The sequence below is a fragment of the Mesorhizobium sp. P2_D5 genome, assembly GCF_056404355.1.
In genome coordinates this window covers 866,886-884,879 of sequence record NZ_JBFUEE010000003.1, presented here as the reverse complement: position 1 = coordinate 884,879, position 17,994 = coordinate 866,886, and the positions used below count along the sequence as shown (strand labels likewise).

General features: G+C 62.4%; 14 protein-coding genes. 2 read left to right on the top strand and 12 right to left on the bottom strand.

All coding sequences use genetic code 11. The features are described 5' to 3' along the window. The coding region (locus tag AC1DYW_RS17520; RefSeq protein ID WP_477227059.1) for a potassium transporter Kup at positions 1-1,747 on the bottom strand (1,747 nt) is incomplete at its 3' end. A gap of 97 nt (positions 1,748-1,844) precedes the next feature. After that, the gene (locus AC1DYW_RS17515) at positions 1,845-2,585 is read right to left on the bottom strand and encodes a pyridoxine 5'-phosphate synthase (RefSeq protein WP_477227058.1); all 741 of its coding nucleotides are present in this window, start codon (positions 2,583-2,585) and stop codon (positions 1,845-1,847) included. A 113-nt stretch (positions 2,586-2,698) separates the two neighbouring features. On the opposite strand from AC1DYW_RS17515, the gene AC1DYW_RS17510 reads away from it, so the two are divergent. After that, positions 2,699-3,115, top strand: a complete 417-nt coding sequence (locus tag AC1DYW_RS17510; protein WP_477227057.1) for a SpoIIAA family protein — start codon at positions 2,699-2,701, stop codon at positions 3,113-3,115. Between the two features lie 36 nt (positions 3,116-3,151). On the opposite strand, the gene AC1DYW_RS17505 is transcribed toward AC1DYW_RS17510, so the two are convergent. The 9 genes from AC1DYW_RS17505 to AC1DYW_RS17465 all read right to left on the bottom strand — a co-directional run bounded on the left by AC1DYW_RS17505 (position 3,152) and on the right by AC1DYW_RS17465 (position 13,984). After that, on the bottom strand, positions 3,152-4,279 hold the full coding sequence (locus AC1DYW_RS17505) for an ATP-dependent DNA helicase (protein ID WP_457151500.1): 1,128 nt from the start codon (positions 4,277-4,279) through the stop codon (positions 3,152-3,154). Between the two features lie 143 nt (positions 4,280-4,422). Further along, positions 4,423-4,812, bottom strand: coding sequence for a nitrile hydratase accessory protein (locus AC1DYW_RS17500; RefSeq protein ID WP_457151501.1), 390 nt, complete (start codon positions 4,810-4,812; stop codon positions 4,423-4,425). Beyond that, positions 4,799-5,458 (bottom strand): nitrile hydratase subunit beta, encoded by a 660-nt coding sequence (gene nthB, locus AC1DYW_RS17495; RefSeq protein ID WP_477227056.1) that lies wholly within the window; start codon positions 5,456-5,458, stop codon positions 4,799-4,801. Before nthB ends, AC1DYW_RS17500 begins: the two co-directional genes overlap by 14 nt. Beyond that, positions 5,455-6,066, bottom strand: a complete 612-nt coding sequence (gene nthA, locus AC1DYW_RS17490; protein ID WP_457151503.1) for a nitrile hydratase subunit alpha — start codon at positions 6,064-6,066, stop codon at positions 5,455-5,457. Before nthA ends, nthB begins: the two co-directional genes overlap by 4 nt. 73 nt (positions 6,067-6,139) lie before the next feature. Further along, positions 6,140-9,301 (bottom strand): efflux RND transporter permease subunit, encoded by a 3,162-nt coding sequence (locus AC1DYW_RS17485; protein ID WP_477227055.1) that lies wholly within the window; start codon positions 9,299-9,301, stop codon positions 6,140-6,142. Beyond that, complete coding sequence (locus AC1DYW_RS17480; RefSeq protein ID WP_477227054.1) at positions 9,298-10,569, bottom strand: efflux RND transporter periplasmic adaptor subunit; 1,272 nt, start codon at positions 10,567-10,569, stop codon at positions 9,298-9,300. Before AC1DYW_RS17480 ends, AC1DYW_RS17485 begins: the two co-directional genes overlap by 4 nt. Positions 10,570-10,810: 241 nt before the next feature. Further along, complete coding sequence (locus AC1DYW_RS17475; RefSeq protein ID WP_477227053.1) at positions 10,811-11,407, bottom strand: LysE family translocator; 597 nt, start codon at positions 11,405-11,407, stop codon at positions 10,811-10,813. Positions 11,408-11,527: 120 nt separating this feature from the next. Next, positions 11,528-12,103 (bottom strand): acetolactate synthase small subunit, encoded by a 576-nt coding sequence (ilvN, locus tag AC1DYW_RS17470; RefSeq protein WP_013894763.1) that lies wholly within the window; start codon positions 12,101-12,103, stop codon positions 11,528-11,530. A gap of 84 nt (positions 12,104-12,187) precedes the next feature. Then, the gene (locus tag AC1DYW_RS17465; RefSeq protein WP_457151508.1) at positions 12,188-13,984 is read right to left on the bottom strand and encodes an acetolactate synthase 3 large subunit; all 1,797 of its coding nucleotides are present in this window, start codon (positions 13,982-13,984) and stop codon (positions 12,188-12,190) included. A 441-nt stretch (positions 13,985-14,425) separates the two neighbouring features. On the opposite strand from AC1DYW_RS17465, the gene AC1DYW_RS17460 reads away from it, so the two are divergent. Continuing rightward, positions 14,426-16,228: an NAD(P)-binding domain-containing protein gene (locus tag AC1DYW_RS17460; protein ID WP_477227052.1), complete on the top strand. Its 1,803-nt coding sequence runs from the start codon at positions 14,426-14,428 to the stop codon at positions 16,226-16,228. A gap of 62 nt (positions 16,229-16,290) precedes the next feature. On the opposite strand, the gene AC1DYW_RS17455 is transcribed toward AC1DYW_RS17460, so the two are convergent. After that, positions 16,291-17,451, bottom strand: a complete 1,161-nt coding sequence (locus AC1DYW_RS17455; protein ID WP_477227051.1) for a PcfJ domain-containing protein — start codon at positions 17,449-17,451, stop codon at positions 16,291-16,293. Between the last annotated feature and the right edge of the window lie 543 nt (positions 17,452-17,994).

Below are 17,994 nucleotides of genomic sequence, written 5' to 3'. Positions count from 1 at the left end.
AGGTCGTCATGATGTCGAACTTCCAGCCCTGCTTGCGGCAGATCGCCAGCGCGCGCGGGATGTTGGGCTGCTCCATGTAGCCGAAGGTCAGCGTCACCCGCATGAACAGCTCGTTGACCGTCTCCATCTTGACCCGCTCGCTGTCGGGCACCACCGGCTGCGGCGCGGTCACCACCGAAAGGATGACGTTCTGCTCATGCAGCACCTTGTAGTGCTTCAGGCTGTGCATCAGTGCCGTTGGCGCGCTCAAGGGATCGCTGGTCAGGAACACGGCGGTGCCGGATACCAGCTGCGGCTTCTTCTTCAGCAGATTGCCGGCGAGGAAATCGAGCGGGATCTCGTTGCGCCGGGTCTTGTCGAACAGATAGCGGGTGCCGCGAATCCATGTCGACATGATCAGCCCCATTATGCAGGCGACAGTAATTGATACCCATCCGCCTTCGAAGATCTTGACGACGTTTGCCAAGAAGAAACCGCTGTCGATAATGCCGAACAGCAGGGCCAGAGCCAAGGCAAGCGCCAGCTTCCATTTCCAGAGCTTGCGCATCACCACGAACAGCAGAATGGTCGTCATCAGCATTTCGCCGGTCACCGAAATTCCGTAGGCGGAGGCCAGCGCACTCGAGCTGCCGAAACCAACCACCAGCAGCATCACCCCGATCGCGATGAGCAGGTTGACGCGGGGCATGTAAATCTGCCCGAGCTGCATTTCAGAGGTATGCTGCACCTCGATGCGCGGCAGAAGGTTCAGCTGCACGGCCTGACGGGTCAGTGAAAAAGCGCCTGAGATGACCGCCTGGCTGGCGATAACGGTCGCGGCCGTTGCCATGCCCACCATCGGCATCAGTGCCCAGTCAGGCAGCATCTGAAAGAATGGATTGGTCGGCCTGCCACCATTGGCCAGGACAAAGGCGCCTTGCCCGAAATAGTTGAGCAGCAGACACGGGAAAACCACGGAAAACCAGGCCATCACGATCGGCTTGCGCCCGAAATGGCCGAGATCGACATAGAGCGCCTCGGCCCCGGTCACGGCCAGGAACACGGCACCGACGGTGACAAAGGCGGCGGTCGGAGTACCGGCGAGATAATAGACGGCGTAGTAGGGATTGATCGCCATCAGGACCGATGGATCGTCCGTCAGGTGATAGAGCCCTGCGATGCCGATGGCCAGGAACCAAAGCGCTGTCACCGGCCCGAACACCGCCGCGACCTTTCCGGTGCCGAAGCGTTGCACCGAAAACAGAAAGGCCAGGATGACCAGCGTGATGGGCACGACATAGGCAGCCAGTGTCGGGGTCACCACCTCCAAGCCTTCGACCGCCGACAGCACGGAGATGGCCGGTGTGATGATAGCGTCGCCAAAGAACAGCGCCGCACCGCAAAGCCCGATCCCGAGAATTAGTCGGGCGCCTTTCGGATAGGCGCTTCGTGCAAGCGCCATCAGGGATAGCGTACCGCCCTCGCCCTTGTTGTCTGCACGAAGCACGAAGGCGACATACTTTATGGTGACGATGATCGTCAGCGCCCAGACGATCAGCGACAGAACGCCCAGCACATCGCTACGCGTATCGGTGCCGGGAGAAGCATGGAGCGCTTCTCGGAAGGCGTAGATGGGGCTGGTGCCGATATCGCCATAGACGACACCGAGCGCGCCCAGCATCAGAACCTTGGTGCTGTGCTTTTCGACCTCGGAATGGCTCGATTGTTCGACGGTTCCAGCCTCGCTACCGCTATTGGCAAGGGCCATCGACCACTCTCCGACAAGCGCGCGGCGCTCTATGCATGCTGCGATACGATATCAATTGCACGCGATGGCTGCCATACTTTCAATGCGCGGCTCTACCCTACCACCCGCAGGCCTTCAGGAACCGCCCCACCGTGCCGGCCATGCCATACTCCAACGCGTCGGCTGTCAATCCATGTCCGATCGACACTTCGGCTAATGCCGGAATGCGCTTTGCCAGTGCCGGAAGGTTGCTGACCACCAGATCGTGCCCGGCATTGACCTGAAGACCGGCGGCAAGCGCGGCATCAGCGGTTTTTCCCAGTCTTTCCAATTCCTTGGCCGCTCCCGCAGGATCGGAATGATAACTGCCATAAGGGCCTGTATAAAGCTCTATGCGGTCGGCGCCGGTGTCCCGCGCGGCCGTCACGCCCGCAGGATCCGGGTCCGAAAACAGCGACACACGAAAGCCGCCCTTCTTCAGACGTTTGACGATCGGAGTAAGGAACGCGGCCTCGGCGGCAAAGTTCCAGCCATGGTCCGACGTCGCCTGCGCCGGATCGTCCGGCACCAGCGTCACCTGTTCGGGCTGATGCTTTTCCACAAGCACCAGGAAATCCTCGGTCGGATAGCCCTCGATGTTGAATTCCGCGTGCGGAAATTCGTCGTCGATCAGGGACCGTATCTCAGGCAGATCAGAGTGTCTCGTGTGCCGCTCGTCGGGGCGCGGATGCACCGTCAGCCCATGCGCCCCGGCTGCGAGCGCGATGCGGCCGAGGCCCGTCACGCTCGGCCACGGCAGGTCACGCCTGTTGCGCAGCATGGCGACGGCATTGAGATTGACGGAGAGTTTTGCGGGCATGGAAGCGGCCTCGGAGATCATTCGACGCGCCACCTATAATGCCTTTGGCGGGAACAGACAGGGGGTTTCGAGTGTTCCAAGCGTGATGAAGTGAGTCCGCGAAAGGAAGCGCCATGAATTTTCTCGATGCCGTACCGGCTATCCGTCGTCTCGAGACCAGCCGTGACGATCTTCTCGCCATCGATGTCGTCGGCCACGTCTCGGCGGCCGATGGCGAAAACCTTTTCGGGTTGATGGAGGCAGCCTATGCCCTTCACCCCCACATCGACGTGCTGGTGCGCCTTGTCGATCACGATGGCGTCGACTGGGCCAATATTGCCGAAGAGACCCTGACGCAGGGCACCGCCCATGCAATGCAACATGTCGGCCGTTGCGCGACGATCGGCGAGCCGGACTGGACCGCCGACGCGAGACATGTCCTGCGGGATGCGCCGTCAATCGAATTCAAGCATTTCGAGACCGAGGACGAAGCCTCGGCCTGGCAATGGCTTGGAGCCCGGCCGACCGAAGAGCGACAGGGTCGCGGCTGAAACACGACAGCCCCGCAGGGTCTCGGCGAATGCCTGCTACCTGACGATCGTCAGCCGCTCGGCCGCGCGCGTGATCGCGGTGTAGAGCCAGCGCTGGCGGGTTTCCTTGAAGGCCCAGCTTTCATCGAACAGCACGATCTCGTTCCATTGCGAGCCCTGCGCCTTGTGCACGGTCAGCGCGTAACCATAGTCGAAATCGTCGAAGCGCTTCTTCTGCTGCCAGGGGATGTCGGCATCCGGATCCTCGAAGGCTGCCTTGAGCAGCTTGATCTTGGCGACGCCGCGATCCGGATCGTCCTCTTCCGGCGACACCAGAAGGTTGATGCCGGGCTTCACTGTCTCGCGCGACGAGGTCATCACCTTCCACAGCGAACCGTTGAGCAGGCCCTTGGCCGGATCGTTGCGCAGGCAGACGAGCTTGTCGCCGGCCTGCGGATAGTCGGCATTGAAGCCTTTGAGTTCGCGCAGCCGCTGATTGTAGCGTCGCCGCGTGCGGTTGGTGCCGACCAGCACCTGGTCGGCCTTCAGCACCAGCTCCTGGGTGACGTCTTCCTTGCCGATCACCTGGGCCGTGCCATAGTCGCCGCGCATGAATTCGCGGCCCTCGCGCACATCGAGCGCCAGCCGCAGGATCGGGTTGTCGCGCGCCTGCCGGTGGATTTCGGTGAGCAGGAAATCCGGCTCGTGGTCGGTGAAGAAGCCGCCGCCCGAAATCGGCGGCAGCTGGCCAGGGTCGCCGAGCACCAGGATCGGCGTGCCGAAACTCATCAGGTCGCGGCCAAGCTGTTCGTCGACCATCGAACATTCGTCGATGACGACCAGTTTCGCCCGCGAGATCGGGCTTTGCCGGTTGAGCGAAAAGGTCGGCGACATCGAGGTCTTGCCGGTGACCTCATCCGATACCGATTCCTCGCCCTTCGGCCGATAGATCAGCGAATGGATGGTGCGGGCGTTGATCGCGCCCTTGGAGCGCAACACCTGTGCGGCCTTGCCGGTGAAGGCGGCGAACTGGACCTGGCCGTCGACATGCTCGGCGAAATAGCGCGCCAGCGTCGTCTTGCCGGTGCCGGCATAGCCGAACAGCCGGAACAGCTGCGGCTTTCCGGTCTTCAGCCAGCGGGCAACCGCTTGCAGCGCCTCGTCCTGTTGGGGAGAGAATTCCATCAGCGCGAGAGACCGGATTCGCAAGGGAAAGACAAGATAGCCGCCACCACCATCGACGTGTCGGGGCGCTTCAGCGCCACGGACGGGTCAGGCTATCAGGCGCAAACAAGAACGTAAAGAGAACAGACGTGGCAACGCCGCGGTTATGGTCGGGCTGCCGCCACGACCTGTCTGGTCGGCCTGGGGTCGTTCTCCAGCAGGATCGGCTTGCCATGCGGAGTGGCGTGCGCGGCGCGCTCCCAGGCTTCAGCCATGGCATCGACATCCGCCTTGGCGGTCAGCCCTTTCGAAACAAGCAAGCTTTCCAGCGCCGCCAGCCAATGTTCGTAATAGTCATTGCCGTCAACCGCGGCACCTGGCTTCTTCACCTGCGCCGACAGTGCCTGCGCCCATTCGCCCCACGAAAACTGGCCCTCGTCATGCAGCGCAACCGTCATGGCGAATGCTTCGGCCTGCCATGGCTCGGCAAAGACCGGGGCATCGACGCCAAGCAGCAAATCGGCGGCGGGTCCGTTTGCCTCACGCCGGCTCAAGATAACTCTCCCAGGCATCGATCGACACGCTCAGCGTCGGGTCGGCGCCCTCGCCCCAGATTTCCGACCCTTCGAAAACCACCGTGTAGACCCATTGCGGGTTTTCGCCCTCGCCATGCGCGTTGCTGTCTGGAAACACAAAGCCGTCGCGCACCGCCTCGATCGTTCCATGCTTGCCGCGTGCATAGCGCGGCAGCCGCGTGTGGCCGGTCGGGTTGAAGTTCTTGGTCCGTACGGGATCGCCGGCCTTGAACCGTGCCGATTGCACCACCGGGCGGTCGCAAGGACCGCCGTCGGCCAGCACCGCGGGCACGTTTTCGGCCTTCAGCACCCGTTTCGGCGCCGCCGCCGGATCGACTGCGGTGCCTGCCTTGAGATCGCGCTCGCTGACAAAACCATGGCGCTTGAGCAGCACTTCCAGCGCCTTGATCCAGATCTCGTAGTAGCTGGAGGCATAGTAATCGGCGGGATGCAGCGATTCCCGCGCATGCCGGCTCTCGTCGATGTTCCACGCGCCCATCGCGCCTGCGCATAAGGTCACGCCCAGCGCCCGCCTTTCCCAGGCGGCATGGAAATACGGCTCGTCAATTTCCGGCGCGACCGGACCGAAGCCCATCTGTCCGCCGAGGTCCTGCGGCCCGTTCATGCCGGCTGGCTCGCTAAAGCGGTGCCGATCATCGCGTCGCGGCTCACCAGATCGGCCAGCCGCTCCTCGCTCCAGCCCTCGGTGCCGTCGGGACGCATCGGCACGACGAGATAGCGCAGCTCGGCGGTGGAATCCCAGACGCGGATCTTTTTGTCGGCCGGCAGCGTCAGCCCGAACTCCTCCAGCACGCCGCGCGGATCGATGACCGCGCGCGAGCGGTAGGGCGGCGCCTTATACCAGACCGGCGGCAGGCCGAGTACCGACCACGGATAACAGGAGCACAGCGTGCAGACGACGAGGTTGTGCGTCTCCTCGGTGTTGAAGACCGCCTGCATATGCTCGCCTTGGCGGCCGGTGTAGCTGAGCGATTCGATCGCTGCCGTCGCATCGCGCCTCAGCCAGTCGGCATAGGCAGGATCGCTCCAGGCCTTCGCCACCACCCTGGCGCCATTGCGCGGGCCGATCCTGGTCTCGTAGGTGTCGACGATGACATCGATCGCGGCCGGATCGATCAGCCCCTTGCGAGTGAGGATCGTCTCCAGCGCACGTACCCGCGCGGCAAAGGGATCGAGCTCGTTGTCGTGGTCGTGATCGTGGTCGTGTGACATGCCGGCAAATTACGTTTCTGGTGATGCCACCGCAAGCGCAACGCCTTGGGCCAGATCCTGGCGACCTTGGATTCTATTCGGCGGCCGTCTTCTGCGGTTCGAGCTGCTGCTCCTCGTTGACATCGAACAGAGAGGGCTGCCTCACAGGTTCCTTCGGGATCTCTTCAGCCTTGCGCTTCGGCATCAGCCCGACCAGCCAGCCCGAGAAATTCTCCATGTAGACATAGATCACCGGCGTCACGAACAAGGTCAGCGCCTGCGAAGCAAGCAGGCCGCCAACAACGGCAACACCCAGCGGCTGGCGCAGCTCGGCGCTGGCGCCGGTGCCGAGCGCGATCGGAAACGTGCCCATCAGTGCGGCCAGCGTCGTCATCATGATCGGCCTGAAACGCATGAGGCAGGCCTTGTGGATGGACTCGGTGGCCGACAAGCCGTCTCGTCGCAATTCCAGCGCCACGTCGACCATCATGATGCCGTTCTTCTTGACGATGCCGATCAGCATCAGAATGCCGATCACCGCGATCACCGACAGATCCATGCCAGCAAAGCGTAGCGCAACGACGGCGCCAAGCACCGCCGATGGCAGGCCGGTGAGAATGGTGAGCGGGTGAATGAAGCTTTCGTAGAGGATGCCAAGCACGATGTAGATGGTCAGGATGGCGCCGCCGATCAGCAGGCCCTGGTTGGCCAGCGAATCCTGGAAGGTTTTGGCCGTGCCGGCAAAGGTCGTCGAGATCGCCGTCGGCATGCCGATCTGCTCCTTGAGCGCGTTGATGCGGGTCACGCTGTCGCCGAGAGCCACGCCTTGCGGCAGATTGTAGGAGATGGTCACCGCGGGCAGCTGGCCAAGCTGGTTGACCGTCAAGGCGCCGGCCGTGCGATCGACCCGGGCAAAGGCGCCAAGCGGCACCAGACTGCCACTCGCCGTCCTCATCTGGATGGCCAGCATCCGCTCGGGCGACCATTCGATCTTGGGATCGAGCTCGGTGATGACTTCGTAGCTGTCGGCCGAACCGAAGATTGTCGAAACCTGGTCGGTGCCGAACCCGCCATAGAGAGCGGAGCGCAGGGTGTCGGTATCGATGCCGAGCTGGGCGGCTTTGTCGCGATCCACCACCAGCGTCGCCTGCAGGGCATTGTTCTGCAGGTCGCTGGTGACATCGGCGAAGGTCGCATGGTCGGCCGCCATCGCGTCGTTCATCTTCTGCGCCCAGATATCGGTTTGGCCGGTATCCAGGCCCTGAACCACGAGCTGATAGGCGCTGGCCGACGACCGCGAACCCAGCCTCAGATTCTGCACCGGTTGCATGTAGGTCTCGATACCCGCCACGCCGGCCAGTTGTCGCCTTAGATCCGAAAGCACTTTCTCGATATCGGGACGCTGGTCCTTCCCCTTGAGCTGGACGAACAGCTGCCCCTGGTTGAGCGCATTGTTGCCGCTGCCCGCCGACCACGCCACATGGTCGACATAAGGCGAATGCGAGAAGACGTTGGCCACCTGCCCTTGCAGCTTGGCCATGGCGTCAAACGAGATGTCCTGACGCGCGATGGTCGTCACCGATATCTGGCCGATATCCTCCTGCGGGAAGAAGCCCTTCGGCGAGACCTGGATCAGCCATACCGACGCTGCCGCGGTTCCGATGAAGACCAGGAACACCAGGAAGGTGTGCCGCAGGCAGAAGCTCAAGATCCGGTCGTAGCCGCGTGTGATGAAGTCCTGCTTGTGACCGGGGCCATGCTTGTCGCGATCGGCCTTCGTAACCGACAGCAGCCGCGAGCACAGCATCGGCGTCAGCGTCAGCGACACGAACATCGAGGCCAGGATGGCGACCGTCACCACGACGGCGAACTCGTTGAAGATGCGCCCGATCACGCCGCCCATCAGAAGCACGGGGATGAACACGGCCACCAGCGAAATCGAGATCGAGATGATGGTGAAGCCGATTTCGCGCGCGCCCTTCAGCGACGCATCGAAGGCCGACAACCCATCCTCCTCCATATGGCGGAAGATGTTTTCCAGCATCACGATGGCATCGTCGACGACAAGGCCCACCGCAAGCGTCAGGCCCATCAGCGATATGTTGTCGATGGAAAAGCCGAACAGGAACATCGCGCCAAGCGTGGCGATCAGCGAGATCGGCACCGCCACGGCCGGGATGATGGTGGCCGTTACCCGGCGCAGGAACACGAAGATCACCATGACCACCAGCGCGATGGTCAACAGCAGCGTGAACTGCACGTCATCGACGGCCTGGCGGATCGAGGTCGAACGGTCGTTGAGCAGCTTGATCGAGGCGGCGGCCGGCATCTGGTCCTGGAAGGACGGCAACATCGCCTTGACCTTGTCGACGACGTCGACTGTGTTGGCGTCGGGCTGGCGCTGCACGGCCATGATGATCGCGCGGGTACCATCGTACCAACTTGCGGTGGTGGTCGTCTGCACCGAATCGACGACGCGGGTCACCTCGCCCAGCCGTACCGGGTGACCGTTCTTGGTGGCGATGATGAGGTTGGAGAAGCCGGCAGCGTCGGTCAGTTGCGTGTTGGCCGTGATGGTCAGCTGCTGCTTGTCGTTCTGCAGCACGCCGAGCGGCGTGTTGCTGTTTGCAGAGGCGATCGCCGCTTGCAGCTGATCGATCGAGATGCCGCGCGCGGCGAGCGCGGTCGGGTCGATCTGGATGCGCACGGCGTATTTCTGCTGTCCGAAGATCGAGACCTGCGCGACGCCGTCGATGGTCGACAGCGACGGCGAGATGACGTTTTCGGCGAAAGCATCGAGGTCGGTCAGCGGAACCGTGTCGCTGACCAGCGACATCAGCAGGATCGGCGCATCGGCCGGATTGACCTTGCGATAGCTCGGCGGCGACGTCATCTGCGGTGGCAATGATTTCTGCGTGCGCGCGATCGCCGCCTGCACGTCGGCCGCTGCCGCGTCGATGTCGCGGTTGAGCACGAACTGGATGGCGATCGAGGTCGAACCGAGCGAGTTGGTGGTCGAAATAGAATCGATGCCGGCGATGGTGGCGAACTGCTTGATCAGTGGCGTCGCCACCGACGTGGCCATGGTTTCCGGCGACGCGCCGGGCAACTGCGCCGAGACGTTGACCACCGGGAATTCGGCGCTGGGCAGTGCCGCCACCGGCAGGAACTTGTAGGCGAACAGTCCGCCCAGCACGAGGGCGAACGACATCAGGAGGGTGGCGACTGGCCTGCGAATGCAGAATTCGGAGATCATTGGGCCGCCTCGCCGGCCTTGTCGGCTTGCGCGACCTTGGGAGCGGCTTGACCGCCGCCACCAGTCGCGGCCTTGCCTTCATGCACGGCGGCGCCGTCCTTCAGCCTTGTCTGGCCTTCGGTGACTACCTTCTCACCGCTTTTCACCCCTTGGCTGATGGCGCTGTTTTCACCTTCGGTCAGTGCCACCTCCACCGGCCGCATCTCGACCGTGTTGTCCGGCTTGACCACGTAGACGAACGGCCCCTTCTGGCTAGGCTGCACCGCAACCGTGGGAACCGATGTCATCTTAGGCATGATGCCGGCATCGAGCACGACATTCACATACTGGCCCGGCCACAACGACAGATCGGCATTCGGCACGCTCGCCCGCGTCGCGATCGTACCGGAAGCGGTGTCGACGCTGGAGTCGACGAAATCGAGCGTCCCCTTGCCGATCGGCGTCGGATCGCCGTCCTTGGTCAGCGTCACGGCACCCTGCTGCGGCGCGGCAAGCGCCTTATGCAGAAGCGCCAGGTTACTTTCCGGCAGGTTGAAGTTCACCTGCAGCGGGTCCATCTGGGTGATGGTCACCAGCGGGGTCGCCGTGCTGCTGTTGTTGCCATTGCTGGTGGTGACCAGGTCGCCGACCGCGACATTGACGGCGCCAAGCCGGCCGGAAATCGGCGCGGTGATCGTGGCAAAGCCAAGCTGGACGTTGTCGGCGTCGATTGTCGCCTTGTCGGCATCCACGGTCGCTGTCGCCGCCTTTTGCGCCGCAACCGCCTGGTCGTAGGTCTGTTGCGTCCCGGCCTGCTTGGCGACCAGGTCCTTGGCGCGCTGGAGATCCGAATTCGAGCTGGCGAGCATCGCCTGGTCCTTGGCGAGCGCCGCCTGGTCCTTGGCCAGTTGCGCCCTCAGTGCGCGATCATCCAGTGAAAACAAAACGTCGCCTGTCTTCACCATCTGCCCGTCCTTGACGTCAATCGATACGATCTGGCTGGACACCCGTGCATTGATGCTGACGACGGCCGGAGACGAGACGAACCCGATCGCATAGCGCCGGATCGGGAAATCGGCCGTCGAAGCGACGGCCGAGAGGATGGAGGCGGAGCGCGCCGCCGTGGCGCCCTTCTTGTCCGAAGCCGCGGCCGGTTGGTCCGCCGCGGCCACCTGCTTTGCGCCGATGATCTGTTCAACCTTGCCCAGCGCGTTCGGCGAAACATAGAGCCAGCCCGCCGCGCCGAGGCAAGCGACGGCAAGCAACGAAAGAACGACTTTTCCACGCATGGTCAAAAGGCCCTCTCCATCCGACACGCGATGGGCCGATGGTTCGCATTCTAGCGCAAATCACGGCCCGTTGCCGCCATTTCGCCGAATAGATAGGACACGCCTTTGTCGGAAAAGGGCCAAAACACGGCATTACGAAGATTTAATGTGCACTGCACAATGGATGTGCAGCCGACCCAGGTGGGCCGGGTTTCAGGTCAGGCCGGCATCACCTGCCCGCATCATCGGAATGTCGACACGCCTAGCGGAGCATCGGCCACAACGTCGCCGCCAGCAGCACGCCCATGGCGACGTTGAACCATTTCAGCCGCACCGGGTCCGACAGGAAACCGCGCAGCGCGGTGCCGAAACCCGCCCACACCGAGACGCTCGGCAAGTTGACGACGGTGAAGGCCACCGAGATCAACACTACCGACAGGAACGGATGCTCCGGATTGGTGTAGACGGCCATGGCGGTGATCGCCATAACCCATGCCTTGGGGTTGACCCACTGAAACGCCGCCGCGTCGATGAAGCGCATGGGCTGCCCCTTCGCCTCACCCTTGCCGGCAAGCGAACGCGACATGGCGATCTTCCAGGCGAGATAAAGCAGGTAGGCGCCGCCCGCGACCTTGAGTGCCGTATGCAGGATCGGAAACGCGGTCAGCACCGCACCCAGGCCAAGCCCAACCGCCACCAGCAGCACCAGGAAACCGATGCTGATGCCCAGCATGTGCGGCACCGTCCTGACGATGCCGAAATTCACTCCCGATGCCAGAAGCATGAAATTGTTCGGCCCAGGCGTGATCGACGTCACCAAGGCATAGACGAGCAGGGCAAGGAATGCGTCAAGCGACATGATATCCTCCCAGACACGTCAGCATTATTGTCTCTTTTCGGCGACTGCACAAAGACCAGTGGCCTGTCTATGACCGAGCCAGACCTACGCTTGTCAAAGAGTTGGAAGGCCCGGCCGTGCCTACATCCCCTGTGGACCGCGGTTCATCGCCGCCACGCCGGTGCGGCAGATCTCGACCAGGCCGAGTGGCTTCATGATGGCGATGAACTGGTCGAGCTTGGAGCCCTTGCCGGTGATCTCGAAGATGAAATGCTCGGTGTTGGCGTCGATGACGCTGGCGCGGAAGGCGTCGGCCAGCCGCAGTGCCTCGACGCGGGCCTCGCCGGTACCTGCAACCTTGACCAGCGCCAGTTCCCGCTCCAGCGGCCGCTCCTGGCCGAACTCGTGCGAACGCACGGTCAGGTCGACGACGCGGTGGACCGGCACGATGCGTTCGAGCTGATGCTTGATCTGCTCCAGCACATGCGGCGTGCCACGCGTCACGATGGTGATGCGCGACAGGTGCTTCTCATGCTCGGTCTCGGAAACGGTCAGGCTCTCGATGTTGTATCCGCGCCCGGAGAACAGGCCAATGACCCGGGCGAGCACGCCCGGTTCGTTGTCGACCAGCACGGAAAGCGTGTGGTTCTCCGGCCTTTCCGTCTCCTTGGCTATGAAGTAGGCGGAGCCCGTGGGCTGAAGGTGCTGTGCGTTCATGACATGAATCTCGATTTCAAACTATTGAGCTAATTATCTGTTTTCGCACGGCTTCTCGCGACAGCCCTGCCTCGGCTGAGCGGACTACACCAGTTCCCTGCCCTTGGCGTCGATGGCGTTGGCCACCGCCTCGTCGGTCGCCTCGTCGGGCAGCAGCATCTCGTTGTGTGCCTTGCCCGACGGGATCATTGGGAAGCAGTTGGCAAGCGTTGCCACGCGGCAATCGAACAGCACCGGCTTCTTCACCGCGATCATCTCCTTGATCGCATCGTCCAGCTCGTCCGGCTTCTCGCAACGGATGCCGTGGCCGCCATAGGCCTCGGCCAGCTTGACGAAGTCCGGCATCGCCTCGGTGTAGGAATGCGACAGCCGGTTACCGTGCAGCAGCTGCTGCCACTGCCGCACCATGCCCATATACTGGTTGTTGAGGATGAAGATCTTGATCGGCGCGTCATGCTGCACGGCCGCGCTCATCTCTTGCATCGTCATCTGCACGGAGGCGTCGCCGGCGATGTCGATGACCAGCGCGTCGGGATGCGCGATCTGCACGCCCAATGCCGCCGGCAGGCCATACCCCATCGTGCCCAGCCCGCCCGACGTCATCCAGCGGTTCGGCTTCTCGAAATGATAGTGCTGCGCCGCCCACATCTGGTGCTGGCCGACCTCGGTGGTGATGTAGGTGTCCATGCCCTTGGTCAGTTCGTAGAGCCGCTGGATGGCGTACTGCGGCATGATCACGTCGTTGTTCATCTTGTAGGCGAGTGAATCGCGCGCACGCCATTTGGCGATCTGCTCCCACCAAGGGTAGAGCGCCTTCTTGTCGGCCTTGGCGGTCGCCCGCCACAGCCGCACCATATCCTCCAGCACCCGGCCGACATCGCCGATGATCGGCACTTCGGTGTGAACGTTCTTGTTGATCGACGACGGATCGATGTCGATGTGGATCTTCTTCGAGTTCGGCGAGAACGCGGTCAGCCGTCCGGTGATGCGGTCGTCGAAGCGCGCACCGATGCAGATCATCACGTCGCAATCATGCATGGCCATGTTGGCTTCATAAGTGCCGTGCATGCCCAGCATGCCCATCCAGTTCTTGCCCGATGCCGGATAGGCGCCGAGACCCATCAGCGTCGAGGTGATCGGGAATCCGGTGAGATCGACCAGTTCGCGCAGCAGATGGCTTGCTTCCGCACCTGAATTAATGACGCCGCCGCCGCTATAGATGATCGGCTTCTTGGCGCTGGCCATCAATTCGACCGCCGCCTTGATCTTGTCCAGGTCGCCCTGGACCTTCGGCTGATAGCTGGTGCGCGGCGCGATCTGCGGCGACACGTAAAAGCCCCTGGCGAACTGCACGTCCTTTGGAATGTCGACCACGACCGGACCGGGACGGCCGGTGGTCGCGACATGGAAGGCCTCGTGAATGGTCGCGGCGAGTTCGTTGACGTCCTTCACCAGCCAGTTGTGCTTGGTGCAGGGGCGCGTGATGCCGACCGTGTCGCATTCCTGAAAAGCGTCGGAGCCGATCAGCGAGGTCGGCACCTGTCCGGTCAGGCAGACCAGCGGGATCGAATCCATCAGCGCGTCCTGCAGCGGCGTCACCGCATTGGTGGCGCCGGGTCCCGATGTCACCAGCATGACGCCGGCCTTGCCGGTCGAGCGCGCATAGCCTTCGGCCGCATGGCCGGCGCCCTGCTCGTGGCGCACCAGGATGTGCTCGACCTCGTCCTGTTGGAAAATCTCGTCGTAGATCGGGAGTACCGCGCCGCCCGGATAGCCGAAGACATGCTTGACGCCATTGTCCTTCAGCGCCTGCACCACCATTTCGGCGCCCGTCATTTCGGTTCTTGGCATTTCGCGCCGCTCACTCTGTCCGTTGCTCATCGGTCTGGTCCCGTACTGCCGCCATCTGGCGATTGCTGGTCGTTTAGTCGTGTTTCAGGCAATAAAAAAGGCCCCCGAGGGAGCCTGTGTGTGCGCATGGGAGGTTTTCGCCCGGCGGTTACACCGCCTTGCCCACGCGCTTTCCTACGAGAATGAGTGCCGTTTTCATGGTGGCGGACAATAGAATTGGTTTTACGCCGCTGTCAACGGCGAATCTGAGTGACATGAACCCGCAGCAAAGGGGCCGGCTCTCCTCCTTGGCACCGGCAAGCCATCACCGGAAAATCCCATGGGGTTCCCGATAAGGCATTGAAAACACGCCAAACTATTGGAGGGCGTGACGCTGCGGAGCTTTTGAAGAAATACTCCGCTCATCGTGGACAACTCAGTCCGGCCAAATCGCTCGATTGAGAAGCGATCACAATCCAAGGAGGAAAGCTGATGCTCGACAAGGCCCCTAACAAGAAACTGTCCGACCTGCTCGACCAATTCGGCGCCGCCCTGGTCGCCAATGACATCGAGAAAGCGGTCGATTGCTTTCAGGAGGACTGTTATTGGCGTGACCTCGTCACCTTCACCTGGAACATCAAGACCATGGAGGGTCGCGACCAGGTCCGCGACATGCTGAAGAGCCAGTTGTCGAAGACCAAGCCATCCCACTTCGCCATCGCCAAGGGCGAGGACGCGACCGAGAGCGGCGGGGTGATCGACGGCTGGATCAGCTTCGAGACAGAGGTGGCGCGCGGCTTCGGCCATGTCAGGCTGAAGGACGGCAAGATCTGGACGCTGCTGACCACCATGGTCGAACTGAAAGGCCACGAAGAGCCGGCGGGTTTCGCGCGACCGATGGGTGCCAAACACGGCTCGGGCAAGAACCGTGCGACATGGAAGGAAGAACGCGAAAAGGAAGCCGCTGAGCTCGGCTTCAAGACGCAGCCCTACACGGTGATCATCGGCGGCGGCCAGGGCGGCATCGCGCTCGGCGCGCGCCTGCGGCAGCTCGGCGTTCCCACGATCATCATCGAGAAGAACGAGCGGGCCGGCGACAGCTGGCGCAAGCGCTACAAGTCGCTCTGCCTGCATGACCCGGTCTGGTACGACCATCTGCCCTATATCGATTTCCCGAAGAACTGGCCGGTCTTTTCGCCCAAGGACAAGATCGGCGACTGGCTGGAAATGTACACAAAGGTGATGGAGCTGAATTACTGGTCCTCGACCGAGGCCAAGAGCGCGTCCTATGACGACAAGAAGAAGGAATGGACGGTCGTCGTCCACCGCGACGGCAAGGACATTACGCTAAGGCCGAAGCAGCTGGTGCTTGCTACGGGACAATCCGGCAAGGCCAATATGCCGAAATTCAAAGGCATGGAAAACTTCAAAGGTGATCAGCATCACTCCTCGAAGCATCCCGGTCCGGATGCCTATGCCGGCAAGAAAGCTGTTGTCATCGGCTCGAACAATTCCGCCCACGACATAGCCGCGGCACTTTGGGAAGCAGGCGCCGATGTCACCATGTTGCAACGCTCGACCACGCATATCGTCAAGTCCGACACGTTGATGGAAATCGGGCTGGGGTCCCTCTATTCGGAACAGGCGGTGCAGAGCGGCATGAACACGGCCAAGGCCGACCTCGTCTTTGCCTCCCTGCCCTACAAGATCCTGCACGAATTCCAGATTCCGGCTTACGCCGAGATGAAGAAGCGCGATGCAAAATTCTACACGGGTCTGGAGAAGGCTGGTTTCATGCTCGACTGGGGCGATGACGATTCGGGCCTGTTCATGAAGTATCTGCGACGTGGTTCGGGCTACTACATCGACGTCGGCGCTTCCGATCTGATCATCGATGGCTCGATCAAGCTGAAAAGCGGTGTCAACGTGGTCGAGATCAAGGAGCATTCGGTGCTGCTCAGTGACGGATCGGAGTTGCCCGCCGATGTCATCGTCTACGCCACCGGCTACGGCTCGATGAATGGCTGGGCGGCCGACCTGATCTCCAGGGACGTCGCCGACAAAGTCGGCAAATGCTGGGGTCTCGGTTCGAACACCACCAAGGATCCCGGTCCATGGGAGGGCGAATTGCGCAACATGTGGAAGCCGACGCAGCAGGAAGCACTGTGGTTCCATGGCGGCAATCTGCACCAGTCACGCCACTATTCGCAGTTCCTGTCGCTGCAGTTGAAGGCCAGGCAGATAGGCCTGCCGACGCCGGTCTACGGGCTGCAGCAGGTCCATCACAAGGGATAGCGCCTCGTTCATCCGCCCCTTTTGAACCCGCGCGGCGATTCCGCCGCGCGGGCTCTGTCTGTTCAGTCCTGCAGCGTCACGCACTTCGCCTTGGCCCAACGCTCGAGGATCTTGCGCTCGTCCGTCGTTGCCAGACGATTGCCGAAACCGCGCACCTGGACCGCCCGATGCTGCGGATCGAGCTCGATCGTCAGCAAGCGTTCAGTCTTGCCGAGCGCCTTGCGCCGCAGCGCCCAGATCGAGGCATTGCCGGCAATGCATTTGGTCGCATAGGACGACACGCAATGATGCATCGCCCGGCTCTCGGCAACGAGGTCCTCTTCGGTCTTCAACTGGCGGATGGAGAACCACTCGCCATGCGCCTTCGCCTCCTTGGGCGGCGGATGCCATTCCCAATCCTGCAGGCGCGAGCCGTCCCAGGCGCTGCACTGAGCGGGTGCGCCGGCGACGGGCTGAGCCCGCGCGGCGGCCCGCCGGCGCATCGCCTCGATGCGTTCGATCGCAGCAAGATCGCGATGCCAGTCCGACATCTGCCGGTGCAGCGAGGCGAGCGTGCGGCCCTTCAGGCTGTAGGCAGCATCGCGCCGGTGCTTGGCGCCGACATGGTCACAGAGATCGTCGATCTCCTCCTTCGAAGCAGGATGCTCGCAGAAGAAGCTCGCCACCTCGCGCCAGAAGGCCAACTCGCCACGCGGCGTGCGCGCGATCTTCGTGCGTGCAAGTCGTGCAGCCAGCCCCCAATCCTCGGTGTAGGACCGGACGATCGCGAACCAGAACGCCTCGTCGAAGGTGAAATCGCCAGACACGTTCAGGAAGCAATGCACCTCCTTTCGCGACAGCCACGCATTGGCGCCCGCCTTGTAGAGCGAGCCGCCACCTGCAGCCGTGACGTACCAGGCCACGCGAAGTGCGATCTCCTGGCCATCGAGCCCCGACCTATCCAGCCAGATGGCCTCGAGCGCGGCCGAAACCGGATAACGCGCAAAGAGATAGCGGGCGGCAGCCAGCCGCAGCCGCGCCGGGTCGCGCGTCTTCAGCTTTGGACGCCACAACGCGCCGTCGCGGATCGCCACGCCTGCATAGCCGCGGCGTACCTCGTCGAGCGCCCGCTCGAAATCGGGAGCGGGGCGCGGCATGGCGGAAACCCGCCTCAGCGATGCTTGATATGCTTCAATGCGTTGGCGCTCGGCGTCCTGCCTGCGCTGGATCATGGACTTTGCCATGGCCGTTCTTCCTGATTGGAACCCTGTCAGCCGCACGCAATTCCAGCGTCGGCACGGAATGTGTCGATCTGGGTTGGCGTGACATGGACAGGTCTCCGTTCAGGATGACGGGTTGGGAATGGCGCGGTCTCTAGGCTCACAAGAAACTTGGCACAAGTGCCATTCCTTCAATGTTTACAATGGCCTGCCGGAGTGTTGCAAAGCTGCATCTTTGATTTTCAGGCAGCCGCGATCGTTGGCCGGGAGCTAGGCTTCCCACCGTTTTAAGGACAATGCGGCTTAACGCCGTCCCGGGTTACGCAGCTCGTGTAGACGACAACTGCCACCGCACATCGCAGCACGGCGGTCCTCAGAGTGCCAGGATATTGGAACCGCTGTGGCGCGGTCAGCCCGTTCGTCCGCCGCGGAGGCGCAAAATGCGTGAACAAGATCTCATCGTCGCCTCCATCAAAAGCGTGGTCGATACGGTGCGGCCAATGAAAATGCGGGCCGCATGGTGGGCGCGGCTAATACATCGGAACAAGCGCAGCGGCAAGACGGCGA